General features: G+C 65.0%; 23 protein-coding genes. 17 read left to right on the top strand and 6 right to left on the bottom strand.

Annotation, left to right across the window (positions count from 1 at the left end):
* Positions 1-45 precede the first annotated feature (45 nt).
* Complete coding sequence (locus PVU19_RS14000) at positions 46-1,392, bottom strand: substrate-binding protein (protein ID WP_050662856.1); 1,347 nt, start codon at positions 1,390-1,392, stop codon at positions 46-48.
* 219 nt (positions 1,393-1,611) lie between these two features.
* On the opposite strand from PVU19_RS14000, the gene PVU19_RS13995 reads away from it, so the two are divergent.
* The 8 genes from PVU19_RS13995 (at position 1,612) to PVU19_RS13960 (ending at position 10,128) form a co-directional block, all read left to right on the top strand.
* A complete protein-coding gene (locus tag PVU19_RS13995) occupies positions 1,612-2,922 on the top strand; it encodes a helix-turn-helix domain-containing protein (RefSeq protein WP_050662857.1) in 1,311 nt (436 codons plus the stop codon).
* 72 nt (positions 2,923-2,994) lie between these two features.
* Complete coding sequence (locus tag PVU19_RS13990) at positions 2,995-3,363, top strand: response regulator transcription factor (RefSeq protein WP_050662858.1); 369 nt, start codon at positions 2,995-2,997, stop codon at positions 3,361-3,363.
* The gene (locus PVU19_RS13985; RefSeq protein WP_050662859.1) at positions 3,360-3,632 is read left to right on the top strand and encodes a hypothetical protein; all 273 of its coding nucleotides are present in this window, start codon (positions 3,360-3,362) and stop codon (positions 3,630-3,632) included. The genes PVU19_RS13990 and PVU19_RS13985 overlap by 4 nt, the downstream gene beginning before the upstream one ends.
* Positions 3,632-6,316 carry an ATP-binding protein gene (locus tag PVU19_RS13980; RefSeq protein WP_050662860.1) on the top strand — a complete coding sequence of 895 codons (2,685 nt, stop codon included), beginning with the start codon at positions 3,632-3,634 and terminating at the stop codon, positions 6,314-6,316. Before PVU19_RS13985 ends, PVU19_RS13980 begins: the two co-directional genes overlap by 1 nt.
* A gap of 70 nt (positions 6,317-6,386) precedes the next feature.
* Positions 6,387-7,358 carry a FliM/FliN family flagellar motor C-terminal domain-containing protein gene (locus PVU19_RS13975; RefSeq protein WP_152911640.1) on the top strand — a complete coding sequence of 324 codons (972 nt, stop codon included), beginning with the start codon at positions 6,387-6,389 and terminating at the stop codon, positions 7,356-7,358.
* An 86-nt stretch (positions 7,359-7,444) separates the two neighbouring features.
* On the top strand, positions 7,445-7,771 hold the full coding sequence (locus PVU19_RS13970; protein WP_050662862.1) for a TraR/DksA family transcriptional regulator: 327 nt from the start codon (positions 7,445-7,447) through the stop codon (positions 7,769-7,771).
* A gap of 90 nt (positions 7,772-7,861) precedes the next feature.
* Complete coding sequence (locus PVU19_RS13965; RefSeq protein WP_050662863.1) at positions 7,862-8,071, top strand: hypothetical protein; 210 nt, start codon at positions 7,862-7,864, stop codon at positions 8,069-8,071.
* A gap of 89 nt (positions 8,072-8,160) precedes the next feature.
* The gene (locus PVU19_RS13960; protein WP_050662864.1) at positions 8,161-10,128 is read left to right on the top strand and encodes an enoyl-CoA hydratase/isomerase family protein; all 1,968 of its coding nucleotides are present in this window, start codon (positions 8,161-8,163) and stop codon (positions 10,126-10,128) included.
* Positions 10,129-10,134: 6 nt separating this feature from the next.
* Here PVU19_RS13960 and PVU19_RS13955 read toward each other — a convergent pair whose 3' ends face one another.
* Together PVU19_RS13955 and PVU19_RS13950 are read right to left on the bottom strand one after the other, a co-directional pair.
* A complete protein-coding gene (locus PVU19_RS13955; protein WP_050662865.1) occupies positions 10,135-11,742 on the bottom strand; it encodes a peptide chain release factor 3 in 1,608 nt (535 codons plus the stop codon).
* 135 nt (positions 11,743-11,877) lie between these two features.
* Positions 11,878-12,891 carry a Hint domain-containing protein gene (locus PVU19_RS13950; RefSeq protein WP_050662866.1) on the bottom strand — a complete coding sequence of 338 codons (1,014 nt, stop codon included), beginning with the start codon at positions 12,889-12,891 and terminating at the stop codon, positions 11,878-11,880.
* A 195-nt stretch (positions 12,892-13,086) separates the two neighbouring features.
* On the opposite strand from PVU19_RS13950, the gene PVU19_RS13945 reads away from it, so the two are divergent.
* The 3 genes from PVU19_RS13945 (at position 13,087) to PVU19_RS13935 (ending at position 15,944) form a co-directional block, all read left to right on the top strand.
* A complete protein-coding gene (locus PVU19_RS13945) occupies positions 13,087-13,866 on the top strand; it encodes an SDR family oxidoreductase (RefSeq protein WP_050662867.1) in 780 nt (259 codons plus the stop codon).
* 116 nt (positions 13,867-13,982) lie between these two features.
* Entirely contained in the window at positions 13,983-15,350 is a 1,368-nt protein-coding gene (locus tag PVU19_RS13940; protein WP_050662868.1) for an SLC5/6 family protein, read from the top strand.
* A 66-nt stretch (positions 15,351-15,416) separates the two neighbouring features.
* Positions 15,417-15,944 (top strand): DUF3833 domain-containing protein, encoded by a 528-nt coding sequence (locus PVU19_RS13935; protein ID WP_050662869.1) that lies wholly within the window; start codon positions 15,417-15,419, stop codon positions 15,942-15,944.
* 254 nt (positions 15,945-16,198) lie between these two features.
* Here the strand turns inward: PVU19_RS13935 and ribA are convergent, their stop codons facing one another.
* Positions 16,199-17,293, bottom strand: a complete 1,095-nt coding sequence (gene ribA, locus PVU19_RS13930; protein ID WP_050662870.1) for a GTP cyclohydrolase II — start codon at positions 17,291-17,293, stop codon at positions 16,199-16,201.
* A 159-nt stretch (positions 17,294-17,452) separates the two neighbouring features.
* Between ribA and PVU19_RS13925 the strand changes: the two genes are divergently transcribed.
* From PVU19_RS13925 to PVU19_RS13905, 5 genes are all read left to right on the top strand, one after another.
* A complete protein-coding gene (locus tag PVU19_RS13925) occupies positions 17,453-18,139 on the top strand; it encodes a response regulator transcription factor (RefSeq protein ID WP_050662871.1) in 687 nt (228 codons plus the stop codon).
* 286 nt (positions 18,140-18,425) lie between these two features.
* On the top strand, positions 18,426-19,214 hold the full coding sequence (locus PVU19_RS13920) for an exodeoxyribonuclease III (protein ID WP_050662872.1): 789 nt from the start codon (positions 18,426-18,428) through the stop codon (positions 19,212-19,214).
* Positions 19,215-19,269: 55 nt separating this feature from the next.
* Entirely contained in the window at positions 19,270-20,190 is a 921-nt protein-coding gene (locus PVU19_RS13915; RefSeq protein WP_050662883.1) for a thioredoxin family protein, read from the top strand.
* 26 nt (positions 20,191-20,216) lie between these two features.
* Positions 20,217-20,864, top strand: coding sequence for an LON peptidase substrate-binding domain-containing protein (locus PVU19_RS13910; RefSeq protein WP_050662873.1), 648 nt, complete (start codon positions 20,217-20,219; stop codon positions 20,862-20,864).
* Positions 20,861-21,070, top strand: a complete 210-nt coding sequence (locus PVU19_RS13905; RefSeq protein ID WP_050662874.1) for a Trm112 family protein — start codon at positions 20,861-20,863, stop codon at positions 21,068-21,070. The genes PVU19_RS13910 and PVU19_RS13905 overlap by 4 nt, the downstream gene beginning before the upstream one ends.
* Before the next feature lie 98 nt (positions 21,071-21,168).
* Here PVU19_RS13905 and cobT read toward each other — a convergent pair whose 3' ends face one another.
* Complete coding sequence (gene cobT / locus PVU19_RS13900; RefSeq protein WP_050662875.1) at positions 21,169-23,046, bottom strand: cobaltochelatase subunit CobT; 1,878 nt, start codon at positions 23,044-23,046, stop codon at positions 21,169-21,171.
* Between the two features lie 98 nt (positions 23,047-23,144).
* Between cobT and PVU19_RS13895 the strand changes: the two genes are divergently transcribed.
* Positions 23,145-23,357, top strand: coding sequence for a hypothetical protein (locus PVU19_RS13895; protein ID WP_050662876.1), 213 nt, complete (start codon positions 23,145-23,147; stop codon positions 23,355-23,357).
* Positions 23,358-23,371: 14 nt separating this feature from the next.
* Here PVU19_RS13895 and cobS read toward each other — a convergent pair whose 3' ends face one another.
* Positions 23,372-24,358 carry a cobaltochelatase subunit CobS gene (cobS, locus tag PVU19_RS13890; RefSeq protein WP_050662877.1) on the bottom strand — a complete coding sequence of 329 codons (987 nt, stop codon included), beginning with the start codon at positions 24,356-24,358 and terminating at the stop codon, positions 23,372-23,374.

Here is a 24,358-nt window from a genome sequence, read left to right as displayed (position 1 = left end):
AGTCGGCCGCGCGCGGCGTGCGCGCGACCGGTCAGTCACGTCAGATCAGGCGCCCGGGTTGCAGGCCCCAAGCTCGCCGCCGGCGAACATCGGGTGATCGGGCGGGTAGGTGACCTGTGCGGCGGGTGTGACCTCGACCACTTCGAGAAGGTCGAATTCGCTGGTCGGGTTCTCTTTCCCGCGCACAACGAGCACGTCCTTGAAGCACTGGTGGTCTTCGGCGCGATAGAGCGTCTTGCCGTTGCCCAGACCGTCGAACTCGAAGCCTTCGAGGGCTTCTGCCACGGCGCAGGGGTTGAAGCTTCCGGCACGGGTGACGGCATCCGCATAGAGCAGCGTCTGGCAATAGCAGGTATGCGCCGCCTGGCTGGGCGGGAAGCCGTACTTTTCACCGAAGGATTTGACGAATGCCTTGGAAGCATCATCGGTCAGCGACCAGTGCCAGTTTGTCGAGCCGTGAATGCCCTTCACGTTCTCGCCCGCACCACGTGCCATCAGGCGCGAGTAGAGCGGCACGACGATTTCGAAGTTCTTGCCGTTCACCTGCTTGTCACGCAGGCCGAACTGCACGGCGTTGGTCAGCGAGTTGACCATGTTTCCGCCGTAGTGGTTCAGGACCAGAACATCGGCACCCGAGTTCAGAACCGGCGCGATGTAGGACGAGAAGTCGGTCGCGGCGAGCGGGGTCTTGACCGTGTTGACGGTTTCCCAGCCCAGCGACTCAGTCGAGGCGACGATCGACTCTTCCTGCGTCCAGCCCCAGGTGTAGTCGGCGGTCAGGTGATAGGCTTTGCGGTCCGAGCCATAGAGGCTCTGGAGCACCGGAGCCAGAGCGGCACCCGACATGTAGGCGTTGAAGAAGTGGCGGAAGCCGTTGGCCTTCTTGTCCTTGCCGGTGGTGTCGTTGGAATGCGTCAGACCCGCCATGAAGATCACGCCAGCCTCTTGGCAGAGGCCCTGCACGGCCACGGCCACGCCCGACGACGAGCCGCCGGTGATCATGATCGCACCGTCTTTTTCGATCATCGACTTGGCCGATGCGCGCGCGGCGTCGGATTTGGTCTGGGTGTCGCCGGTCACATACTCGACCTTCTTGCCCATGATGCCGTTGCCTTGCAGCGCCTTGGAGCTGAAGGTGTTCATCATGCCGCCGTCGCCGCCCCCGTTGAGGTGCTCGACCGCAAGCTCGTAGGCACGCAGCTCGTCCGCGCCCTCATCGGCATAGGGACCGGTCTGGGGCACGTTGAAGCCGAGCGTCACGGAGCCGCCGGTCGGCTCGTTGGTGAAGGCTGCGGCGCTGGATGCGGTGAAGATCGTCGGCAGCGCGACGCCGGCACCGGCGATGGCGCTGGTCTTGATCAGACCCCGACGCGTCAGGTTCGATTTGGACATGGATTCCTCCCATTATGGAAATCGCGGGAAGGGCCTCCTCTTGCGCCTCCCCTGAGCACAAGTGTGCTTCTCAAGTATGCGGGGGGCTTAGAAAATTACGCAACAACTGGTTTTCGTGAAACAATTTTTTTGTAAATTTATAGACAGGTTTGGTTTTCATGTTGTAAAGAAATTCTCGCGCAGTTGCGGCAAGTCCAGTTCAAGGCAGGGAAAATTCAGATGCCGGAACGGCTTATGATCGGAACACGGATCCGCGAGCGTCGGGTGCTCAGTGGTATACGGCAGTCGGAGCTGGCGAAACAGGCGGGAATTTCGCCCTCCTACCTCAACCTGATCGAGCATAACCGCCGCAGAATCGGCGGCAAGACCCTGCTCAAACTGGCGCAGGCGCTGGAGGTGGAGCCGCAGGTCTTGTCCGAGGGGGCCGAGGCCACGCTCATCTCAGCCCTGCGCGAAGCCGCGGGAGAGCCGGGTGTCGATGGTCCTGAACTGAGCCGGATCGAGGAGTTTGCCGGGCGCTTTCCGGGATGGGCGGGGTTGCTCACGGATCTTTACCGGCGCACGCAAGGTCTGGAGCGCACAATCGAGACATTGACCGACCGGCTGGCGCATGATCCCTTTCTGGCGGATTCGCTGCACGAAGTGATTTCATCTGTGACGGCCATTCGTTCAACCTCGTCGATCCTGGTGGAAACCGAGGCGCTGGAGCCCGAGTGGCAGGCGCGCTTTCACCGGAATATCAACGAGGACAGCGCGCGGCTGACCGAGGGCGCGCAGGCGCTGGTCAAGTATCTGGAGGGCGCGCCCAATCGGGACGCCGAGGTGCAATCGCCGCAGGACGAGATGCACGCCTTTCTGGCGGCGCGCGGGTATCATTTCGAGGAGCTGGAGCGCGATGTCGCCGGGCCGCGTGATGTCATGCGGCTGTTGAAGGACGAGGCGGCGCAAGCGATGTCGACCCCGGCACAGAGCCTGACCCGGGAGGTGTTGCTGCGTTATCTGGCGGATGCGCGGGCCTTGCCGCTCGGCCCGTTTCTGGCGCGTGTCCGCACCATCGAGTTGCATCCCGACCGGCTGGCAGACGCCACCGGCGTGGAGATCGCACAGGTCTTTCGCCGTCTTGCCGCACTGCCCGAAGATGAGGTTGGACCCGTCGGGCTGGTAATCTGCGATGCCTCGGGCACGCTGGTGTTCCGCAAGCCGATTGACGGGTTCGACATGCCGCGGCTGGCCGGGGCTTGCGCGCTCTGGCCGCTCTATCAGGTGATGGCACAGCCGCAGGTGCCGCTGCGCGCCCGTGTGCGGCAGGTCGGGCGTGGTGGCGAGGTGGTGGGCGCGCTCGCCGTGGCCGGTCTGGCGGCACCTGCGGGCTTTGACCGGCCCGCGCTGATGCAGGCGAATATGCTGCTCTTGCCCGATCCGGGCGAGGCTTCGGGAGGTGTGCACGAATTGGGCGTGAGTTGCCGGATTTGCCCGATCAAGGACTGTGTGGCGCGGCGCGAGCCGTCGATCATCGCAGAGGGCTTTTGACTTGGGGCCCGAGATTGGGAATAGTTGCGCGGTGCGTCTGACCGCGCACGCATCGGAGGGGAGGCCGGTTGCATGGGGAAAAAGGTTCTGCTGATCGAGGATGAGCCGAATATAATCGAGGCGGTGAGCTTTATCCTGTCGCGGGATGGCTGGGAGGTGAAGACCCATTCCAACGGGCATGATGCGATGGAGGCGGTGCGCCTTCGCGGCCCTGACCTGATCATTCTCGACGTGATGCTGCCCGGCAAGAGCGGCTTTGACATTCTGGCCGAGATCCGGGGGGATCTGGAGTTCGCGGAGATCCCCGTGCTGATGCTGACGGCGCGCGGTCAGATGAAGGATCGCGAGATGGCCGAGAAAGCGGGAGCCAGCCAATACATGACCAAGCCGTTTTCCAATGCAGACGTGCTGGCGGCGGTGCGCGATCTGGTGGGGGCATGAGCCCCGAGCGCGGCCCGGTCTTTCTGGCGCGGCGCACCTACAGGCGTCGCCGCTTGTCCGATGGCGCGCGGCTGTTGCCGGTGCTGGGCGGCCTTTTATTCTGTGTGCCGCTGTTGTGGCAGGGCGGCGAACGCGCGCCCGGCACGGCTGAGACGATGCTTTACGTGTTCGGGCTCTGGGCGGTTCTCGTCGCGATCTCGGGGGTGATCTCGCGTCACCTGCGCGCCAGCGATACCGAAGAGGGTGCTGCGGACGGTGAGGAGGGCTGATGGCGATCCTCAACGTCCTTGTTCTGGTCTGTGTACTTTACGTGGTGCTGCTCTTCGTGGTGGCATTCGGTGCGGACCGGGCCGCGGCGCAGGGGCGGGGCAGCTGGCTTGGTTCGCCCCTTGTCTACACCCTGTCGTTGTCGATCTACTGCACGGCTTGGACGTTTTACGGCGCGGTCGGGTTCGCGGCACGGTCGGGCCTCGAATTCGTGACGATCTATCTGGGCCCCACGCTGGTGATGATCGGCTGGTGGTGGACGCTGCGGCGTCTGGTCCGGGTCGGGCGCAGTCAGCGCATCACCTCGATCGCCGATCTGATTTCGTCGCGCTATGGCAAGTCAAACCTGCTCGCGGTGCTGGTGACGGTGCTCGCGGTGGTGGGGACTACGCCCTATATTGCGCTGCAACTGCAATCGGTGACACTGTCCTTCGCCGCCTTCGCCGAGACCGATCTGGCCGCCACCACGCTGCCCGACAGGCAGTCCACCGCGCTCTGGGTGGCGATGGGGCTGGCGCTGTTCACCATCCTCTTCGGCACCCGCAACCTCGATGCCAACGAGCGCCATCACGGTGTGGTCATGGCCATCGCGATGGAAGCGGTGGTCAAGCTGTGTGCGCTGCTGGCAGTGGGCATTTTCGTGGTCTGGGGACTGGCAGGCGGCATCGAAGGCACGCTTGAACGAATTGAGGCCTCGGCGATTTCGAGGTTCGATGTGTCGGGCGGACGCTGGGTCGGGCTGACCGCGCTGTCGGCGGCGGCCTTCCTGTGCCTGCCGCGGATGTTTCAGGTCATGGTGGTCGAGAACGAGGATGAGGACCATCTACGCACCGCCGCCTGGGCCTTTCCGGCCTATCTGATGCTGATGAGCCTGTTCGTCGTGCCGATTGCCGCCGTCGGGCTCGACATGATGCCCGAGGGGGCAAATCCGGATCTTTTCGTGCTGACCCTGCCGCTCATGGACGGGCGCGACGGGCTGGCGATCCTGTCGTTTCTGGGCGGGTTCTCCAGCGCCACCTCGATGGTGATCGTGGCGGCCATCGCGCTATCGACCATGGTGTCGAACCATGTGGTGATGCCGATCTGGCTGCATTTTTCGGGCGGTGCGGCGATGGTCTCGGGCGACGTGCGCAACGTGGCGCTTCTGGCAAGGCGGCTGAGCATCGCGGGCGTGGTGTTTCTGGGCTATCTCTATTTTCGCCTGTCGGGGGGCGGCACGGCACTCGCGGCGATCGGCCTCATCGCCTTTGTCGGGGTGTCGCAGTTCCTGCCTGCGCTCATGGGCGGGCTGTTCTGGCGTGGGGCCACGCGGACGGGTGCGCTTTTGGGGCTGAGTGTCGGGGCGACTCTTTGGCTCTATTGTCTCTTCCTGCCCAGCTTTGGTCCGTCGCTCCTCCTGCCGCAGGGGGTGTTCGATCACGGGCTCTGGGGACTTGCCTGGCTGCGGCCCTACGCGCTTTTCGGGGCCGAGGGGATGGACCCGGTGCTGCATGCGCTGATGTGGTCGATGCTGCTCAATGCGACTGCGTTCATTCTGGGATCTCTGCTGAGCTTTCCGCAACCGCTGGAGCGCTTGCAGGGCGCGCAATTCGTCAATGTGTTCGATCATTCCGGGACACCCGGCGGCTGGACCGGGGGCATGGCGCAGAGCGAGGATCTGCTGATCATGTCGCAGCGCATCATGGGCGCGCGCGAGGCGCAGGCGCTCTTTGCCGCCGCCGCCGGGCGGCAGGGCGTGGCGGGCTATCTGCCCGAACCCAGCCCCGATTTCCTGCAGGAGCTGGAACGCGCGCTCTCAGGCTCGGTGGGCGCGGCGACGGCGCATGCGATGATCAGTCAGATCGTCGGCGGGGCCGCCGTCTCGGTCGAGGATCTGATGGCGGTGGCGGACGAGACCGCGCAGATCATGGAATATTCCAGCCAGCTCGAGGCCAAGAGTCAGGAACTGGCGCGCACGGCGCGGCAATTGCGGCAGGCCAACGAGAAGCTGACCCAGCTGTCGGTGCAGAAGGACGGGTTCCTCAGCCAGATCAGCCATGAATTGCGCACACCGATGACCTCGATCCGGGCGTTCTCGGAGATTCTGCGCGATACCGGCGATCTGACGGGGGACGAGCAGAGCAAATACGCCTCGATCATTCATGACGAGGCGGTGCGCCTCACCCGGCTGCTCGATGATCTGTTGGACCTGAGCGTGCTCGAGAATGGGCAGGTGGTGCTGAACACGCAGACCGGCCTGTTGTCGGACCTGCTCGACCGGGCAGAGCGGGCGGCGGGGGTGAATGACAGCGGTCTCACGGTCGCGCGCGACCGTGCGGCGGAGGCGGTGGAGCTGACCTCGGACCTTGACCGGCTGGCGCAGGTCTTCATCAACCTGATCGCCAACGCGCGCAAATATTGCGACGGCACGCCGCCGGTGCTGAGCATCCGGGCGAGTGTGGCCGACGGGCATGTGGTTGTCGATTTCACCGATAACGGGTCTGGCATTCCGCCCGAGAAACAGGCGGTGATCTTCGAAAAATTCTCGCGCATCGGCGAGACCAAGGCCGGGGGCGCGGGGCTGGGTCTTGCGATCTGCCGCGAGATCATGGCGCGGCTTGGCGGGTCGGTCAGCTATCTGCCGGGGCAGACCGGCGCGGCGTTTCGCGTGAGCCTGCCGCAGGCGCGGCGCATGGCGGCGCAATGAGCGGGCAGGCGGTAAGGGAATCGTAACCACGCCCGACCTAGGATGGCGCGACGGAGGGATATCGCGCGCCATGACAGCCCAAGACACAGCTTCGGTCATCCACCGCAAGGCCCGCGCAGCGCGCGACGGCTCTGACGCGCGGGCGATGTCGCCGGCCAAGGCGCTGCGCCTCGCGGTGGCGCGGGCCGCCGATACGCTGCTTGACCTGGCGCTGACCGTGGCCACGGTCGAACAGCGGCGCGTCAGTCTTGCTCAGGTCGCGGAGACGGTTGCGGACGAGGGGCTGATCCTGCTGCTGGACGGTGCGGGCGGGGCCCGCGGGGCCCTCGCCCTCGACGCACAGATGATGGCGGCGCTGATCGAGGTGCAGACCACCGGCAAGGTGCGGTCCGGTGCGACCCCTGCGCGGCGGGCAACGCGCACCGATGCGGCGATGGTGGCGCCGCTCGTCGATGCGGTGCTCGACGGGGTCGACAGCGAAATGTTGGCCGAGGTGGAGGGATACGTGCCGCGCGGTTTTCGCTTTGGCGACCGGGTTGAGGATCGGCGCGCTCTGGGGCTCGTGCTCGACGCGCCGGATTTCGATGTTTTTCGCGTGACCGCTGATCTGGGGCCGGGTGTTCGGACCGGGCGGCTTGATCTGCTGGTACCTGCGCGCCGTCCGCTCGCCGCCAAGACCGGCACCCGGACCGACGTGGGTGGACCTGCCCGCGCCTTGATGAGCGATGTGGCGCTTGGCGCGCCGGTGGTGCTTGATGCGGTGATGGCGCGGATCACCCTGCCGTTGCGCGAGGCCTGCGCGCTGTCGCGCGGACAGGTGCTGGCGCTCACCCCCGAAAGCCTGGGCGCGATCCAGGTGACCGGAGCGGGCGCGCATCTTGTGGCCGAGGCGCGACTGGGGCAACTCAACGGCTGGCGTGCCCTGCGCCTTGTATCATCCGCCGCCGCGCCTCTGCCCGACACGAAGGCCGAACCGGAGCAAAGCACGGCCAAACCAGCCCCCGGCACGGCACTGACGTTACACGCCAAGCAGGACGCGTGAGCCCGCGCTCTGGCCAGGGTTGATATGTGTCAAGGCCCGCCACGTGTGGTTCTGCTAGGATAACCCCGAATTGCGGAGGATGATTCATGCTGGACAAATCGACATATCGCGAGGCGCTGCTGCAGCGTCTCAAGCTGCTGGATGCACGGCTACACGCCATCGAGACCGAACTGGATGCGCCGAAATCCCGCGACTGGGAAGAACTGGCGGTCGAGCGGGAAGGTGACGAGGTGCTGGAACAGCTTGGCCACAGCGGCGAGTTGGAGATCGCGCGGATCAGGGCGGCACTTGGCCGTCTGCGCGATGGCAGTTTCGGACTCTGCACGTCGTGTGGTGAGCAGATTGCCGCTGATCGGCTCGACATTCTTCCGGAAACGCCTGTTTGCCGGTCATGTGCCGCGCAAATGTCCTGACCGCGTTCACAATTCTGTCGCGCATCGCATCTACCTATAGGCCGCGTGGAAAAGACCCGCTATGGTTGTCTTCCATCAGGGAGGAATGTCATGATCAACGTCACTGCCGAACTTGACCAGATCCAGACCCTCGTCGGTCAGGAGGGGTTGAACACCCGTTATCGCCATGAGCCCCGGTTGCGCCGGGTGATCGACCATCTGCGCGCCGAGGGCCAGGCCGTGCCGCCCCGGATCAAGCAATTGCACCAGACCTTGCTGAGCGAGGCGATCGAGGCTGAATTCGACAATATGCCGGTCTGAGGCGACGCCCATATCCCGCCTGTGCTTGCGTATGGAGCAATTCTTCGTAGTAATTGCTCCAATGGCAATGCAGAGCGAGTGGAGCAGGTGTGAGCGGGACGATCCAGACAGATCAGAAGGACGGGATCACCGTGCTGCGGCTCGACCGTCCGGTGGCCAATGCGCTTGCGCCTGAGCTGCGCGCGGCCTTGATGACGGCGCTCGATGCGGCCGAGGCGAATGCGACGTGTCTCGCGGTTGTCTTGACCGGGACCGGCACCGGATTTTCCTCGGGGGTTGACCTCACGGAATATGACGGGCCGCTGGCGGCCCCGCGGGTCGGCGATATCTGCAAGCGGATCGACGCGTTTTCCAAACCGGTGGTCGCGGCGCTGCACGGCACGGCCCTTGGGGCGGGGCTGGGGCTGGCGCTTGCGGCGCATGGGCGGGTGGCGCAGGTCGGCACTCGGATCGCGCTGCCGGAAATCAGCCTTGGGATGATGCCGGGTGCGGGTGTAACGCAGCGTCTGCCGCGTCTTGTCGGGGCGCAGGCCGCACTGGAACTGATGCTGTCGGGACAAGCCGTGCCAGCAGAGGATACGCGCTTGCGGCGTCTTTTCGACAAGATCACCGAGGACCCGCCCGAGGCCGAGGCCTGCACCTTGGCTGCACGTCTGGCCGCAGCGGGCCAGTGGTCGCGGAGCGGCGACATGGTTCGCGGTCTGTCGGACCCTGCGGGGTATCAGCGCGCCATCGCCTCGGTGCGCGACAAGCTGGGCGCGCAGCGCGGTGCGGCGGCGGATATCCTGCGCGCGGTCGAGGCGGCGCAACTGTTGCCTTTCGCGCAGGGCCTCGATTTTGAGGAGGTGCTCTTTGAGGAACGCGTGAACAGCGCCGAGGCGCGCGCGCAGCGTCATGTCTATGCCGCCGAGCGGCGGGCGGCTGTCTTGCCGGAATTGCGCCGGGGACAGGTGCGCGAGATCGGGCGCGTCGGGCTGTCGGGGCGTGGGCTGGAGGAGGTGGCGCTGCTCTGCCTCGCTGCCGGGCGCGCGGTCTGGTCGGATGATCCCGACCTGCCCGCCACGTTGCGCCGGACCCTCGATTCGCGAGTCGCGCGCGGTCAGATGCAGGCGGGCACCAAGGAGGAGTGGCTGTCACGGCTGAGCGGTGACGCCGGCGACCGGCGGGCCGACCTGTGGCTGGGCACGGATGCGGTCGAGCCGGGTGCAGGCATTGCGGCGCGACTTGATCTTGGGGCGGGTTTTGCCGGGCCGGGGCTGGTGCTGCGGCTCTTCGCGCCTGCCGAGACGGCCCGATGCGCAGAGATCGGCGTGCCCGAGGGCCATGCGCCCGATGAGGTTGCCAGCCTTGCGCGGTTTCTGACGGCGCTGCGGGTGACGGTGGTGCGCGCGGCACGCCCCGAAGCCGGACCGGGGCTGGGTCATGTTTTGGGGGGTGCGCTGTGTCTGGCCGGTCTGGCGCTGGTGCAGACCGGATTTGCCCCGCAGCGCGTCGATCAGGCGGCGCGGCATCTGGGGCTGCGCATGGGTCCGTTCCTTATGATGGACCTCGAGGGGCTGGTGCCCGCCGAGGCGCGCCTGCGCCGCGTGGCGGATATGCTGGGCCTGCCCGGAGACGCGCTGACCCCGTTGGCCGGGCGGATCGCCAAGGGCGCATCGGGGCGGGCCGTCGGGCGCGGGTTTTACGACCATCCGCCCGAGGGGCCGCGCACGCCACGCGAATTCGCCGAGATGGGCGAGGCGGCGCTGCCCGGCGGCATGGCCCCGCGCCATGCGCTGCATGCCGCCCTTGTCAATGCGTCGGAGCGATTGCTGGCAGCGGGCGCGGTGCAGCGGGCCTCTGATCTGGACGTGATCATGGTGCGCGGTCTTGGCTATGCCCGCAGCCGGGGCGGCGCGCTCGGCCATGCCGATCAGCGTGGTTTGATGGCCGTGCTCAAGGATATGAAGGCGCTTGCACCTCTCGCGCCGCCACTCTGGTCGCCACGCCCGGGCATCGTCGAGCGCGTGAAGCTGGGCGAGGGGTATTTCGGACGCGCCGGTGCGGCTGCGCTCTGACCGGCCTCAGACCATCATTTCCTTGGTCGCGGTCAGGGTGATGTCGGGGTAATCGCGTTCCACCCGGTCGATATCCCACTGCATGCGGGTGAGGTAAACGACGTCGCCGTCATTGTCATGGGCGATGTGCTGCTTGTTGGCGGCGGTGAATTTTTCGACCGCCTGCTTGTCGCCCTGCACCCACCGGGCGGAGGTGAACTGTGACGCCTCGAAGCGGACGGGCAGGCCGTATTCCAGCTCGATCCGGCTGCCCAGAACCTCGAATTGCAGTGCCCCCACGACGCCCACGATAAAGCCCGAGCCAAAGGCGGGTTTGAACACCTTGGCGGCGCCCTCCTCGGCGAATTGCATCAGCGCCTTTTCCAGATGCTTGGCCTTCATCGGATCGCCCGCGCGGGCCTGTTGCAGCAGTTCCGGCGCGAAGGACGGGATGCCGGTCACCTTGAGCGTCTCGCCTTCGGTCAGAGTGTCGCCGATGCGCAATTGCCCGTGGTTGGGGATGCCGATGATGTCACCGGCCCAGGCCTCTTCGGCGAGTTCACGGTCGGAGGCGAGAAAGAGCACGGGGGCCGAAACCGTCATCGGTTTTTTCGAGCGCACATGGGTGAGCTTCATGCCGCGTTTGAAATGGCCAGAGGCGAGGCGGACGAAGGCGACGCGGTCGCGGTGCTTGGGGTCCATATTGGCCTGCACCTTGAACACGAACCCGGAAACCTTTGATTCTTCAGGGCAAATCTGGCGCGGTTCGGCGCGTTGGGGCTGCGGTTCAGGGCCGTAGGTGCCGATGCCCTCCATCAGTTCCTTGACCCCGAAGGAATTGATCGCGGAGCCGAACCAAATGGGTGTCATATGCCCTTCGAGCACCGATTGAGAGTTGAGTTCGGGCAGCAGCTCGCGCGCCATCTCGACTTCTTCGCGGAGCTTGGCGACGAGGGTTTCGGGCACGTGTTCGTCAAGTTGTGGATCATCCAACCCGTTGATCTTGATGGATTCCGCCACTTTGTTGCGGTCGGCGCGGTCCATCAGTTCAAGACGGTTGTTAAACATGTCATAGCAGCCGACGAAATCGCGGCCCTGGCCGATGGGCCAGCTGGCGGGGGTCACGTCGATAGCCAGGTTTTCCTGAATTTCATCAATGATATCAAACGTATCGCGGCTTTCGCGGTCCATCTTGTTGCAGAAGGTCAGGATCGGCAGATCGCGCAGGCGGCAGACCTCGAAGAGCTTGCGGGTCTGGCTCTCGACGCCCTTGGCCCCGTCGATCACCATCACGGCGGCATCGACCGCGGTCAGCGTGCGATAGGTGTCTTCGGAGAAATCCGAGTGTCCGGGCGTGTCCACAAGATTGAAGCGGAAGTCTCTGAAATCAAAAGACATCGCCGAGGCCGAGACGGAGATGCCCCGGTCCTTTTCCATCTGCATGAAATCCGAGCGCGTGCGCCGCGCCTCGCCCTTGGCGCGGACCTGTCCGGCCATCTGGATGGCCCCGCCATAAAGCAGGAATTTTTCCGTCAGCGTGGTCTTGCCGGCATCGGGGTGGGAGATGATGGCGAAGGTGCGCCGCCGGGCAATCTCGGCGGGCAGATCGGGGCGATTTGTGCGGGTGTCCAACATGGCTCGCCATATAGAGGGGGGAGGTGAGGGGCGCAAGCGAGGGGTGGATGAGGGCTGTCTGTATCGCGTCGGTATTCTGTCGGTATCGCGTCGGTGGGCAGGACCGCGGATTTCGGACAGTCCGCGCCGCGCGGCTTACCGTGTCGAGGCGCGTTTGAGCAGGTCGGCGGCGTCGGGGTGGTCGAGCAGGGCGCGGCCGACCTCGAATTGCAGATGGGTGCTGTTGCCGTGGGCGGCGGCCTCGGCCAGCAGCTTTTCCTCGAGTTCCGCGGGCAGTGCCGCGCGGGTGCGGGGATCGACGAGCAGGGTCTCGGCGGCGATGCCTTCGGCATAGATGATCTGATGCGCGTCGAACAGGATCTGGTAGTAGTCGACGAAGCCGCCGGTTTCGCGGCGGACGGTGTCGCCGTTCACCAGATGGCGGGCGCGGACCAGCACCTCGTGCCGGCCGGCCCCGAGCGCATCGGAGCGCTGGTAGATGAAGAGCCGGTGATCGGGGCTGACCAACAGGTCGTTTTCATTGTGCAGAGCCCCGGCGGTGATACGGACGGGGGCGAAATCGCCCACGGCGCGGGCCGTCGAATGGCCGATCCACCGCACCGGGCGGGCGCCGTCGTCGCGGGTGAGCACCATGTCGCCGGGGCGCAGATCCTCGACCGGTATCTGCTCTCCCCGGGCCATCGTGATATGGGTGCCCCGGGTGAAGGAGACGCAGGCGGCCTGCGCGAATTTGCGCAGCGCACCGTCCCGGTCGACGCCGACCAGCGCATAGCCGGTGCGCGGCGCGATCTGTGCCAGCGGCATGGCGTAGATGTCGGCAACGTGGCCTGCGTCATCCACCTCGACGAAGACGAGCACATCCGTGGTTCCGCCGGTCGCCGACATCAGCGTGAGCGCGCAATCGAGATGGACATGCGCGCCGGGCAGGCCGATTTCCGATTCGGCCCCGATGGTGAAGGGGCCGGTGCCATGCATGACAAGCGACAGCCGCGCCGGGCGCGCCTGCACGGTCAGTTCATACACGTCGTCGAGATCGAGTTCGGCGGCGAAGGACAGCGCATCGCCGAGGTTGGCCCCGTTGACGACACGGAAATCCATGGCCTGAAAGACCGGAATGGATTGGGCGGGGCGGGGTGCGTCTTGGGTCATTCGAGAGCGGTCATTCTGAAAAGGTGATTGGCATAAGTATCTATACCAGAGAGCTAGCTTAGGATTGTGGCAGCATGTGGTCAATCGCTGCGAGATTTGGCGGCAAGAGCCACGCATGCGCCCTGCAAGATACTGGCCATGTTGCGCGACAGGGTGTTAAGTCGCGGTAAAGCATCGAAACAAGCGGAGGGTGAGATGGATCTTGGCATCAAGGGCAAGCGGGCGCTGGTTTGTGCGTCGTCGAAAGGGCTGGGGCTGGGCTGTGCGCGGGCGCTGGCCGCGGCGGGCGTCGATCTGGTGATGAACGCGCGCGGGGCCGAGGCGCTGGAGGCGTCGGCGGCGACAATTCGCGAGGAGTTCGGTGTCGAGGTCGTGACCGTGGCCGCCGATATCACCGATGACGCGGGTCGCGCGGCGGTGCTGGAGGCGGCGGGCGCGGTGGATATTCTGGTGAACAACGCGGGCGGGCCGCCGCCGGGGATGTGGACCGATTGGGAGCGCGAGGATTTCATTGCCGCGCTCGATGCCAACATGCTGACGCCGATCGCGCTGATCAAGGCGCTGGTGCCGGGGATGATGGAGCGCGGCTGGGGCCGGGTGGTCAACATCACCTCGCAATCGGTGAAGGCACCGATCCCGGTGCTGGGCCTGTCGAATTCGGCGCGGGCCGGGCTGACCGGCTATGTCGCGGGCACCTCGCGGCAGGTGGCGGGCAGTGGTGTGAACATCAACAACCTGTTGCCGGGCATTCATGCCACCGACCGGGCCAATGCGCTCGACAAGGGGGTGTCCGAGGCGCAGGGAATCAGCATGGACGAGGCCAAGGCGCGGCGCTGTGCCGGGATTCCGGCGGGGCGCTATGGCACGGCCGATGAGTTCGGCGCGGCCTGCGCGTTTCTGTGCAGCCAGCATGCCGGGTTCATCGTGGGGCAGAATATCCTGCTCGATGGCGGCGGGGTGAATGCCACGCTGTGACGCCGGATCGGGGGGGGGCGCGATCACGTTTGCGTCACAAGCTGCGCCGGGGCGTGGCGGTGCCCTGCGCGGCTTGGTAGCGATTGGTGGACTCTTCACAACGGGGAACGAATGAGATGCAAGCAGCGGTGATCATTGGCCTTTTCGGGCTGGTCATTCTGGCCAGCCTGCTGGTTGCGCCACGGCGCGCCACGATCGGCGGCTTTTTCAGCGGCGCGGGTGTGGACGGGCGCGCGCCGGGTCTGTGGGTGCTGGTGCTGAGCCAGGTCACGACGTGGATTTTCGCGCGGTCGCTGATGAACTCGGCAATCCTGGGTTATTTCTACGGCATCTGGGGCACGCTGGCCTATGCCGCCTATTACGGGTCGTTCCTGACCGGCGGCTATATCGTGGGCCGGTTGCGCGCGGGCGGTGCGGGATCGGTGCAGGACTGGCTGGGTGCGCGGTTCGGGGCTACGGGCAATGCCTGCTACAATCTGGTGATCGGGCTGCGCCTGTTGTCGGAGGTGTTCGCCAACCTGCTGGTGGTCGGGCTGATCTTTGCCGCTGTGCTGCCCGAGGTCGGCGTGGCGCGCGAGGCGGCGATCCTGATCGTGGCCGCGCTCGGGCTGGCCTATAGCGCCTGGGGGGGCTTGAGTGCGGCGCTGCGCACGGATGTGTTGCAGATGGTGGTGTTTCTCGGCGTCTTTGCCGCCGCCTTTGTCGCGCTCGTCGTGAGCCCCGGATTCCAGATCGGCGCGGTGCTGACCGCGCCGGGCACGGCGGGGGCGTGGAACGGGCAGGTGTTGCTGGTGGTGGCGCTGTTGCAGGTGTTCTCATACCCCGCGCATGACCCGGTGATGATGGATCGCGGCTTTCTCGCCGATCCGGCGACGACGCGGAAATCGTTTCTGCATGCGTTCTGGATCTCGACCCTGTGCATCATCGGGTTCGGGTTTTTCGGCATTCAGGCGGGGCTGATTGGGGCGGAATATGAGGGCGAGTTGATCGGCACATGGGCGGGGATGTTCCCGGCATGGCTGTTCATCGCGCTGCTGGTGTCGCTGCTGATTTCGGCGCTGAGCACGCTGGATTCCGCGCTGGCCAGTGCGGCGCGGCTGGTGGTGGATGAGCTGAAGATCGGCAGCCGGTCGCTGATGGCGGGGCGGGGCGCGATGGTGGTCTTCATGGCGCTGGGTACGCTGCTGACGCTCTGGGGCAATCAGACGCTGTTTGACGCCGTGGCGGTCAGCGGCACGGCGAGCATGTTCCTGAGCCCTGTTCTGGTGGTGGGGCTGGTGATGGGGCGGCAGATCGCGCTCTGGTCCTATCTGGTGGCGTTCGGGGCCGCGATTGCGGGGGCGGTGACATACTTTGCGCGCAGCGCGGACTGGGCCGTGGCGCTCCTGCCCGAGGGGCACAAATACGAGCAGTTGCTGGTGATCTGCGTGGCGGTTCTGGCGGTGGGGTTCGCCGCCGTGCTGAGCGGGGCGCGCCGGGCCTGAACCTTGCCGCGCGGCGGGTTCGCGATAGGTTGCAAAGGGTAGCTGATCACCCCGGAGGCCCTTTCCATGCGCGTCGTTGTCCTGATCCTGTCATTGATGGTCCTGAGCGCCTGTGCCGGGCGGCCGGATCTGGCGGATGAAAAGCTGAGCCAGCGGGATTTCGACCTGGAGGAGTTTTTCGACGGGCATGTGGTGGGCTATGGCCAGTTTCAGGACCGGTTCGGCACGGTGCGGCGGCGCTTCGAGGTGCAGGTGGCGGGCGATTGGGATGGCGAGGTGCTGACACTGACCGAGGATTTCGTCTACGAGGATGCCAGCACCGAACGCCGGGTCTGGACCTTGACCAAGACCGGGGCGGAGACCTGGGAGGGAAGCGCGCCCGGAGTGATCTGGCAGGCCAGCGGTGAAGAGCGTGGCGATGCGTTCAATTGGCAGTATACCATTGATCTGCCGGTGCCGGATGGCACGCTGCGGGTCAGTTTCGACGACTGGATGTGGCAGGTGAGCGAGGACCGCGTGCTGAACCGCGCCTATATGGACAAATATGGCGTCGAGGTGGGCGAGGTGATCATCTGGTTCGAGAAGCGGGGGTAGGGGCGGTTCTGGCCTTGAGCGGACCTTGCCGGTTTCAGAGACAAGCCGCGCGGTGCCCGGCCGCCGGGTGGGCGCAGCAACCTCGGTGGACCGCACTTTATGCCAGCCAAACACTCTCGCGTTATCAATGGCTTGATACGTTGCAAAAGCGCCCGCCCGAGGGGGCGGTCGGGCGCTGCGCGGCGGTGCCTGCGGCACCTTGATTCCGCGCATTGGAGCTGCACCTAAACGGCAGCTTCAGGCAAATCACGCCCCTATAAAAGGTGACCAGATTTCGACGCCTTGGTCGCGAGATAGGCGTGATTGTGGGCGTTTTCGCCCAGTTTCAGCGGCACCCGTTCGACGACCTTGATGTGGTTGTCCTCCATCATGGTGATCTTGGCCGGGTTGTTGGTCAGCAGCCGCACGGAAGAAAAGCCCATCAGCGACAGGATGCGCGCGCCGATACGGAAATCGCGCTCGTCATCCTCGAATCCCAGCCGGTGATTGGCCTCGACCGTATCAAAGCCCTGATCCTGAAGCGAATAGGCGCGCATCTTGTTGGCAAGGCCGATGCCGCGCCCTTCCTGATTGAGATAGAGCAGCACGCCCGCGCCCTCGGTGCCCATCTGCAAGAGCGCGCCGCGCAGTTGCGGGCCGCAATCGCATTTCAGGCTGCCCATCAGGTCGCCGGTGAAACAGGCCGAATGCAGCCGGGCCAGAACCGGCACGGCGCGGTCGGGCTGGCCGATCTCGATGGCGTAATGTTCTTCGCCGCCATCCTCGGGGCGGAAGATGTGCAACCGGCCCGCCTCGGACACTTCGAGCGGCAGGCGGGCGCTGACCACCGGGTGCAGCGGGCTGGTGCGCAGGAGTTGCGGCGTGGCCTGATCGAGCGTCACGCGGGTCAGTCCGTGGCGGGCGGCAAATTGCTCGCCGTCGGTGAGCGTCAGCACCACGGCGGCGGGCAACAGGCGCGCGGATTTCACGAGGTTGAGCGCCAGCCGGTGCAGCCCGGCATCGCCGTCGCGCTGGGTCTGGAGCGGACCTTTCATCGGGGTCTTGAGATCGTCCGCCGGATCGGCCACCGCCAGCACCCACGAGAGCCGCGCATCGGGCGGCAGCAGCACGCGCGCCAGATCTCCGTCATAGGCGCGCGCCTTGAGCGTGGCGGCGCGGCGCGCGGTGATCGCCAGCACGGGGCTCTGACCGAGCGCGCGCAGGTCGGCGAGGCGCTGGCCATCGAGGGTTTCGGCGGCCATGACCAGGGCGGCGCTGCCATCCGCCGCGCAGAGCACCACCGGAACGCCCATCCGCAGGTCCGAGCGGGCACGGGCGATGATCTCGGTGATGTCGGGCGAAAGGCTCATGCTGCGGGTCTCCGGCTGCGTCTATCGGTCATGTAGAGCGTTTTGTAATGAAATGAAAGAAACGCTCGCAGGGCAACACGTGGGCGTGAGGCGGATGTTGCACATCTTGTCGCAGCCGCGCTTGTGGCGCATGTTCCGAGAGAAGAAGAGGAAGAGTATATGGCACAGGTCAAGAAAATTCTGCTGGTCGATGACGATGACGATCTGCGCGAGGCGCTGGGCGAACAATTGATCATGACCGAGGATTTCGACGTCTTCGAGGCGGGCAACGGCGCGGATGCGATGAACAAGATCAAGGACATGATCTATGATCTCATCATCCTCGACGTCGGGCTGCCAGATACCGACGGGCGCGAACTGTGCCGGTTGATGCGCAAGCAGGGCATCAGGGCCCCGGTGATGATGCTGACCGGGCATGACGGCGATGCCGATACGATCCTGGGGCTGGATGCCGGGGCGAACGACTATATCACCAAGCCGTTCAAGTTCCCGGTGCTGCTGGCGCGCATCCGTGCGCAACTGCGCCAGCACGAGCAATCCGAGGACGCGGTGTTTCAGCTGGGCCCCTACACGTTCAAGCCGTCGATGAAGATGCTGATCACCGATGACGAGCGCAAGGTGCGGCTGACCGAGAAGGAAACCAACATCCTCAAGTTCCTCTACCGCTCGACCGAGGGGGTGGTGGCGCGCGACGTGCTGTTGCACGAGGTCTGGGGCTACAATGCCGGGGTGACGACGCACACGCTGGAAACCCACATCTACCGCCTGCGCCAGAAGATCGAGCCCGATCCCGGCAATGCTCGCCTTCTGGTAACGGAATCGGGTGGATATCGCCTTGTGGTTTAAAGGACACGCTCGCTTGACTTCGATCAAAGTCTTATCTGAGGATCACGAATAATCTGCTAATGTTAGCTCATGTATGGCTATACATGAACCTCCCTGTTGGACTGGCCCCGGCATCGCGCCGGGGCTTTTTTCTTTCTGGCCGGTCGGTTGGGGGCGCTGCCGTCGACGTCGTGGGGTCGCGCCCCGGGAAATTTCCGGCCAGAAGAAACCCTGCCCGCACAATCGCATCTGGAAACGCGGCGCGCCGCGCTTTAGGGTCTGCGCGAACGCAGACAGGAGATCGCGCATGAGTTTTACCCTCGCCACATGGAACATCAATTCGGTTCGCCTGCGCGAGGGGCTGGTGGCGCGACTGATGGAGGACGAGGCCCCCGACATCCTGTGCCTGCAGGAATGCAAGAGCCCGGTCGAGAAGATTCCGCTGGAGCGGTTCCATGAGCTTGGCTACACCCACATGGTCGCGCGGGGGCAGAAGGGCTATAACGGTGTGGCGATCCTGTCGAAATTGCCGATCGAGGATGCGGGTGACAAGGATTTTGCATCCCTTGGCCATGCGCGTCACGTGGCGGGGCGGCTGGAGAACGGGGTTACCATCCATAATTTCTACGTGCCTGCCGGGGGCGACGTGCCCGACCGTGAGAAGAACGAGAAATTCAGCCAGAAACTCGATTACCTGACCGAGATGCGCGACTGGTTCCGTGACAGCCGTCCGGAAAAGGCGATTCTGGTGGGGGATCTCAACATTGCACCCCGCGAGGATGATGTGTGGTCGCACAAGCAGCTCTTGAAGATCGTGAGCCACACGCCGGTCGAGGTGGAGCATCTGGATAACGTGATGGAGGCGGGCGGCTGGCATGACGTGACCCGCGCCGACATTCCCGAGGGACAGCTTTATAGCTGGTGGTCGTACCGCGCGCGCGATTGGGACACCGCCGACAAGGGCCGCAGGCTGGATCATGTCTGGGCCAGTGGCGATATCCGCGCCGCCGCGCATGGCAGCCGCATCCTGCGCGATGCGCGTGGCTGGGAGAAGCCGTCGGATCACGCACCGGTCTTTGCGCAATTCGACCTTTGAATCTGCGCCGCTGCCCCTCATATAAGGCGCAACACAAAGCTGAAGGATGGTGACAATGCTCGAATTGGGTCAAGGACAAGCGAAACCTGCGGCAGGCGACCTGATCAAGGACGTCTCGGAGGCCGATTTCATGGCCGAGGTGGTCGAGGCGTCGCAGAACGTGCCGGTGATCGTGGATTTCTGGGCGCCGTGGTGCGGGCCGTGCAAGACGCTGGGACCGGCGCTCGAGGCGGCTGTGACGCGCGCGGGCGGGGCCGTGAAGATGGCCAAGGTCAATGCCGATGAGAACCAGATGATCGCGGGGCAATTGCGGATTCAGTCGCTGCCCACGGTCTATGCGTTCTGGCAGGGCCAGCCGATCGACGGCTTTCAGGGCGCGCTGCCGCCGTCGGAGATCGACGCCTTCGTGGCCCGGGTGATCGAGGCTGCGGGCGGTGCGGCCGAGGGCGGCGGGCTCGATGAGGCGCTCGATGCCGCCGACGAGATGCTGGAGCAGGGCGCGGTGACGGATGCCGCGCAGACCTATGCGGCGATCCTGCAGGAGGACGGGCAAAACGCCCGCGCCTATGCCGGGATGGTGCGCGCGCAGATCGCGGCGGGCGATCTGGATCAGGCCGAGGCGATCCTGAACGGGGCCCCGGCCGAGATCAGCAAGTCGCCCGAGATCGAGGCCGCGCATGCGCAGCTCGAACTGGCGCGGCAAGCTGAAAACGCAGGGCCCGTTGGTGACTTGCGCGCCGCCGTGGAGGCCGATCCGGACGATCATCAGGCCCGCTTTGACCTCGCGCAGGCGCTCTACGCCAAGGGCGAGGCGCAGGAGGCGGTGGACGAATTGCTGGAGCTGTTCCGGCGGGATCGCGAGTGGAATGACGCGGCCGCCAAGACGCAGCTTTTCACCATATTCGAGGCGCTCAAGCCGAATGATCCGGTGCTGTTGAACGGACGCAGAAAACTCAGCTCGATGATATTTGCCTGAGCCATGCAGCGGGCTAGGTAAGCGGCATGACATATAACGTCGATCTGCCTGAGATCATTCCGATTTTCCCGCTGCCTGGCGCGCTGCTCTTGCCGCGCTCGCGCTTGCCGTTGCATCTGTTCGAGCCGCGCTATCTGGCGATGCTCGATGACACGCTCAAGACGCCGGGGCGGCTGATCGGGATGGTGCAGCCCAACAAGGTGCCGGGCCGCGATGGTGGCACGGGGCTGCACACCATCGGCTGTGTCGGGCGGGTGACGCAATTCTCGGAGACCGAGGACGGGCGCTACATGATCACGCTGTCCGGTCTGTCGCGGTTTCGCGTGGTCGAGGAGGTCGAGGGGTTCACGCCCTATCGGCGGGCCAAGGTGTCGTGGTCGGGATTCGAGCGCGACATGGGGCCGGTGGATAGCGATCCGGGCTTTGACCGGGATCGGTTCATGAACCTGCTGTCACGTTATTTCCAGGCGCGGGAATTGCAGACCGATTGGGAATCGCTGCGCGAGGCGGAGGACGAGTTGTTGATCAATTCGCTGTCGATGCTGCTTGGGTTCGAGCCGGAGGACAAGCAGGCGTTGCTGGAGGCGCCGTCGCTGAGCACGCGACGCGAGACGCTGGTGACGCTGATCGAATACACGCTGCGTGGCGGCGATGACGAAGGGGTCATGCAATGAGCGAGACGGATGAGGCACCGGGGTTTGACCGGCGCATGCTGGACGGGTTGATCTGCCCGCAGACGCACCGGACGTTGGAGTATGACGCGGCAAAGCAGGAGCTTGTGAGCCGCGCGGCGGGGCTGGCCTTTCCCATTCGCAACGGGATTCCGGTGATGCTGATCGACGAGGCGCGCAAGCTGGATGAGGATCTGACGGCGCGGTGATGGGCGAGGCTGTTTATTGGCCTTGAACCGTCGTTGGACCAAAGCACCCGCGCGATACGCGGCTCACTCCAAGGTCAGCTCCAGCCCAAAACCAGCCCTCAGACCGCCTTCCTGATCCCCATCATCCGCGCCCGTGCGCGCGGGTCACTGTCGAAGAGCGCCGCCAGTTGCTCGGTCATCGCGCCGGCCAGCTGATCGGCATCGGTGATCGTCACCGCGCGCTCATAATAGCGGGTCACGTCATGGCCGATGCCGATGGCCAGCAGTTCCACCTGTTTGCGCCGCTCGACCATGGCGATCACGTCGCGCAGGTGTTTCTCAAGGTAATTGGCGGGGTTCACGCTCAGCGTGCTGTCATCGACCGGTGCCCCGTCGGAAATCACCATCAGGATCTTGCGCTGCTCCTTGCGGGCCACGATGCGCTTATGCGCCCATTCCAGCGCCTCGCCGTCGATGTTTTCCTTGAGCAGCCCCTCTTTCATCATCAGCCCGAGGTTGTCGCGCGTCCGGCGCATCGGGGCGTCGGCGGACTTGTAGATGATGTGGCGCAGATCGTTCAGGCGACCGGGCAGTTGCGGGCGGCCCTCGGCCAGCCATTTCTCGCGGCTCTGCCCGCCTTTCCACGCGCGGGTGGTAAAGCCCAGCACCTCGACCTTGACCGAACACCGCTCCAGCGTGCGCGCCAGAACATCGGCGCAGATGGCGGCAATGGAGATCGGACGCCCGCGCATCGAGCCGGAATTGTCCAACAGAAGTGTGACCACCGTGTCGCGGAACTCGGTATCCTTCTCCACCTTGAAGCTGAGCGGCGTGGTGGGGTTCGCGACCACGCGGGCCAGCCGACCGGCATCGAGAATACCCTCCTCGCGATCGAATTCCCAAGAGCGGCTCTGCTGTGCCTGCAGACGGCGTTGCAGCTTGTTGGCGAGACGTGACACGGCGCCTTTCAGCGGTTCCAGCTGCTGATCGAGATAGGCGCGCAGGCGTTCCAACTCGACCGGGTCGGCCAGATCCTCAGCGCGGATTTCCTCGTCATGCTCGGTGTTGTAGACGATGTAATTGGGGTCGGCGTCGGAAATCGGCTGCGGTGCGGGCGGCTCCAGCGGGGCCTCGCCCTCGGGCAGTTCGGTTTCTTCGTCCATGTCCTCGTCGGACATCTCGTCCATGCTGACCTGCGCCTGTTGCGCATCCTGCTGCTCGTCCTGACTGCGCTCGGGGTCGGCCTCGGCCTCTTCCTCGTCGCTGTCATCCTGACCGCTGCTGTCGGGCTCTTCCTGCTCTTCGCCGGTCTCCTCGGCGTCGTCTTCCTGGTCGTCCTCGGCGCTGTCGGGATCGTCGCCCAGTTGATCGCCATAGCCCAGATCCTCGATGATCCGGCGGGCGAAACGCGCGAACTCGGTCTGATCGGCAAGCGTATCCTGAAGGTTTTCCAGCGTGCCGCCGGCCTGCTCCTCGATGAAGCCGCGCCACAGCTCCATCACGTTCTGCGCACCCGGTGGCATGTCGCGCCCGGTGGCGAGGTGGCGGATCAGGTAGCCCGCGGCAGCGGGCAGGGGCGCATCGGCGGAATTGGTGATCTGCTCAAAGCCCAGACGGGTCGCGTCCTGTGCGATCTTGGCGTCGATGTTGGTGGCGGTGCCGGGCATCTCGCGCGCGCCCACGGCCTCGCAGCGAGCGGTTTCCATCGCCTCGTAGAGATCGCGGGCCATGTCGCCGGGGGGCGCGTAGCGGGCATGGGTGCTGGCGTCGTGGAACTTGTGCCGCAGGGCCAGCGCATCGGCGGTGCCGCGTGCGATCAGCACCTCCTCGCGGCTCATCCGGCGGCTGACCTGCGGCAGCCGCATCGCATCGCCCGAAATCCCCGCCGGATCGACCGAGTAGCTGACCGTCAGATCCGCATCGTCGGCCATCACCTTGGTGGCATTGGCGAGCGCCTTCTTGAACGGGTCGGCGGGGTTGTCGGAGGGTTTGTTCATGGGGTGGCCCCCGGGCTTGTGACGTTTAGCGGTTTGTTAACCGAAGATTTGCAATGATGCGCCCGACAGCCTATCTTTGAACCACAAGGAGACGTCGGATGGCCGAGACGCCGGACAATCACACGATTGCACTCTTGCAGGAGATGCGCCGCGAAATGCGCGAGCGTTTCGACGCAGTTGATGATCGCTTCGACGGGGTTGATGCGCGCATCGACGGGCTGACCCACATCCTGACGCTGATGGCGGGGCATTCCCACGATCTCGACCGGCGCGTCGAGACCCTTGAAAACGCGGCCAAGCCCGAGGTCTGAGGCGCGGGCCTGCGTCACTGCACGCTCACATTCGCCGCACTTTCCGGCAGTTCCTCGTCGAAGCAGCGCTGATAGAATTCCGCCACCGTCTGACGCTCCAACTCGTCGCATTTGTTGAGGAAGGTCAGGCGGAACGCGTAGCCGACATTGCGGAAGATATTGGTGTTCTGCGCCCATGCGATCACGGTGCGGGGGCTCATCACCGTGCTGAGTTCGCCATTCATGAAGGCGGTGCGCGACAGATCGGCCACGGTCACCATGCGGCTCACGGTCTTGCGCCCCTCGGCGGTGTTGTAGAGCGGGTTCTTGGCCAGCACGATCGCGGTCTCGGCGTCGTGGCTCAGGTAGTTGAGCGTCGCGACCAGTGACCAGCGGTCCATCTGGCCCTGGTTGATCTGCTGCGTGCCGTGATAGAGGCCGGTGGTGTCGCCCAGACCCACCGTGTTGGCGGTGGCGAAGAGGCGGAAGAACGGATTGGGGGTGATCACCTCGTTCTGATCGAGCAGTGTCAGCTTGCCGTCGGCCTCGAGCACGCGCTGAATGACGAACATCACATCGGCGCGGCCCGCGTCGTATTCGTCGAACACGATGGCGGTCGGGTTGCGCAGCGCCCAAGGCAGGATGCCCTCGTGAAACTCGGTCACCTGTACCCCGTCGCGCAGCTTGATCGCGTCCTTGCCGATGAGGTCGATCCGGCTGATATGACTATCAAGGTTGACCCGCACGCAGGGCCAGTTGAGCCGGGCCGCCACCTGCTCGATATGGGTCGATTTGCCGGTGCCGTGATAGCCCTGGATCATCACCCGGCGGTTGTGGGAAAACCCGGCGAGGATGGCCAGCGTCGTGTCGGGGTCGAACTTGTAGGTCGAATCGAATTCCGGCACGCGCTCGCTGCGGTCCGGGAACCCTTTGACGACCATGTCCGTGTCGATGCCAAAGGTGTCGCGGACGGAGATTTCCTCGGTCGGTTTCGCATTGATGTCAATCGTGCCGTCAGCCAT

It is taken from the genome of Roseovarius tolerans (assembly GCF_028885395.1).
Classification (GTDB): domain Bacteria; phylum Pseudomonadota; class Alphaproteobacteria; order Rhodobacterales; family Rhodobacteraceae; genus Roseovarius; species Roseovarius tolerans.
This window is presented reverse-complemented; position numbering and strand designations above follow the sequence as displayed.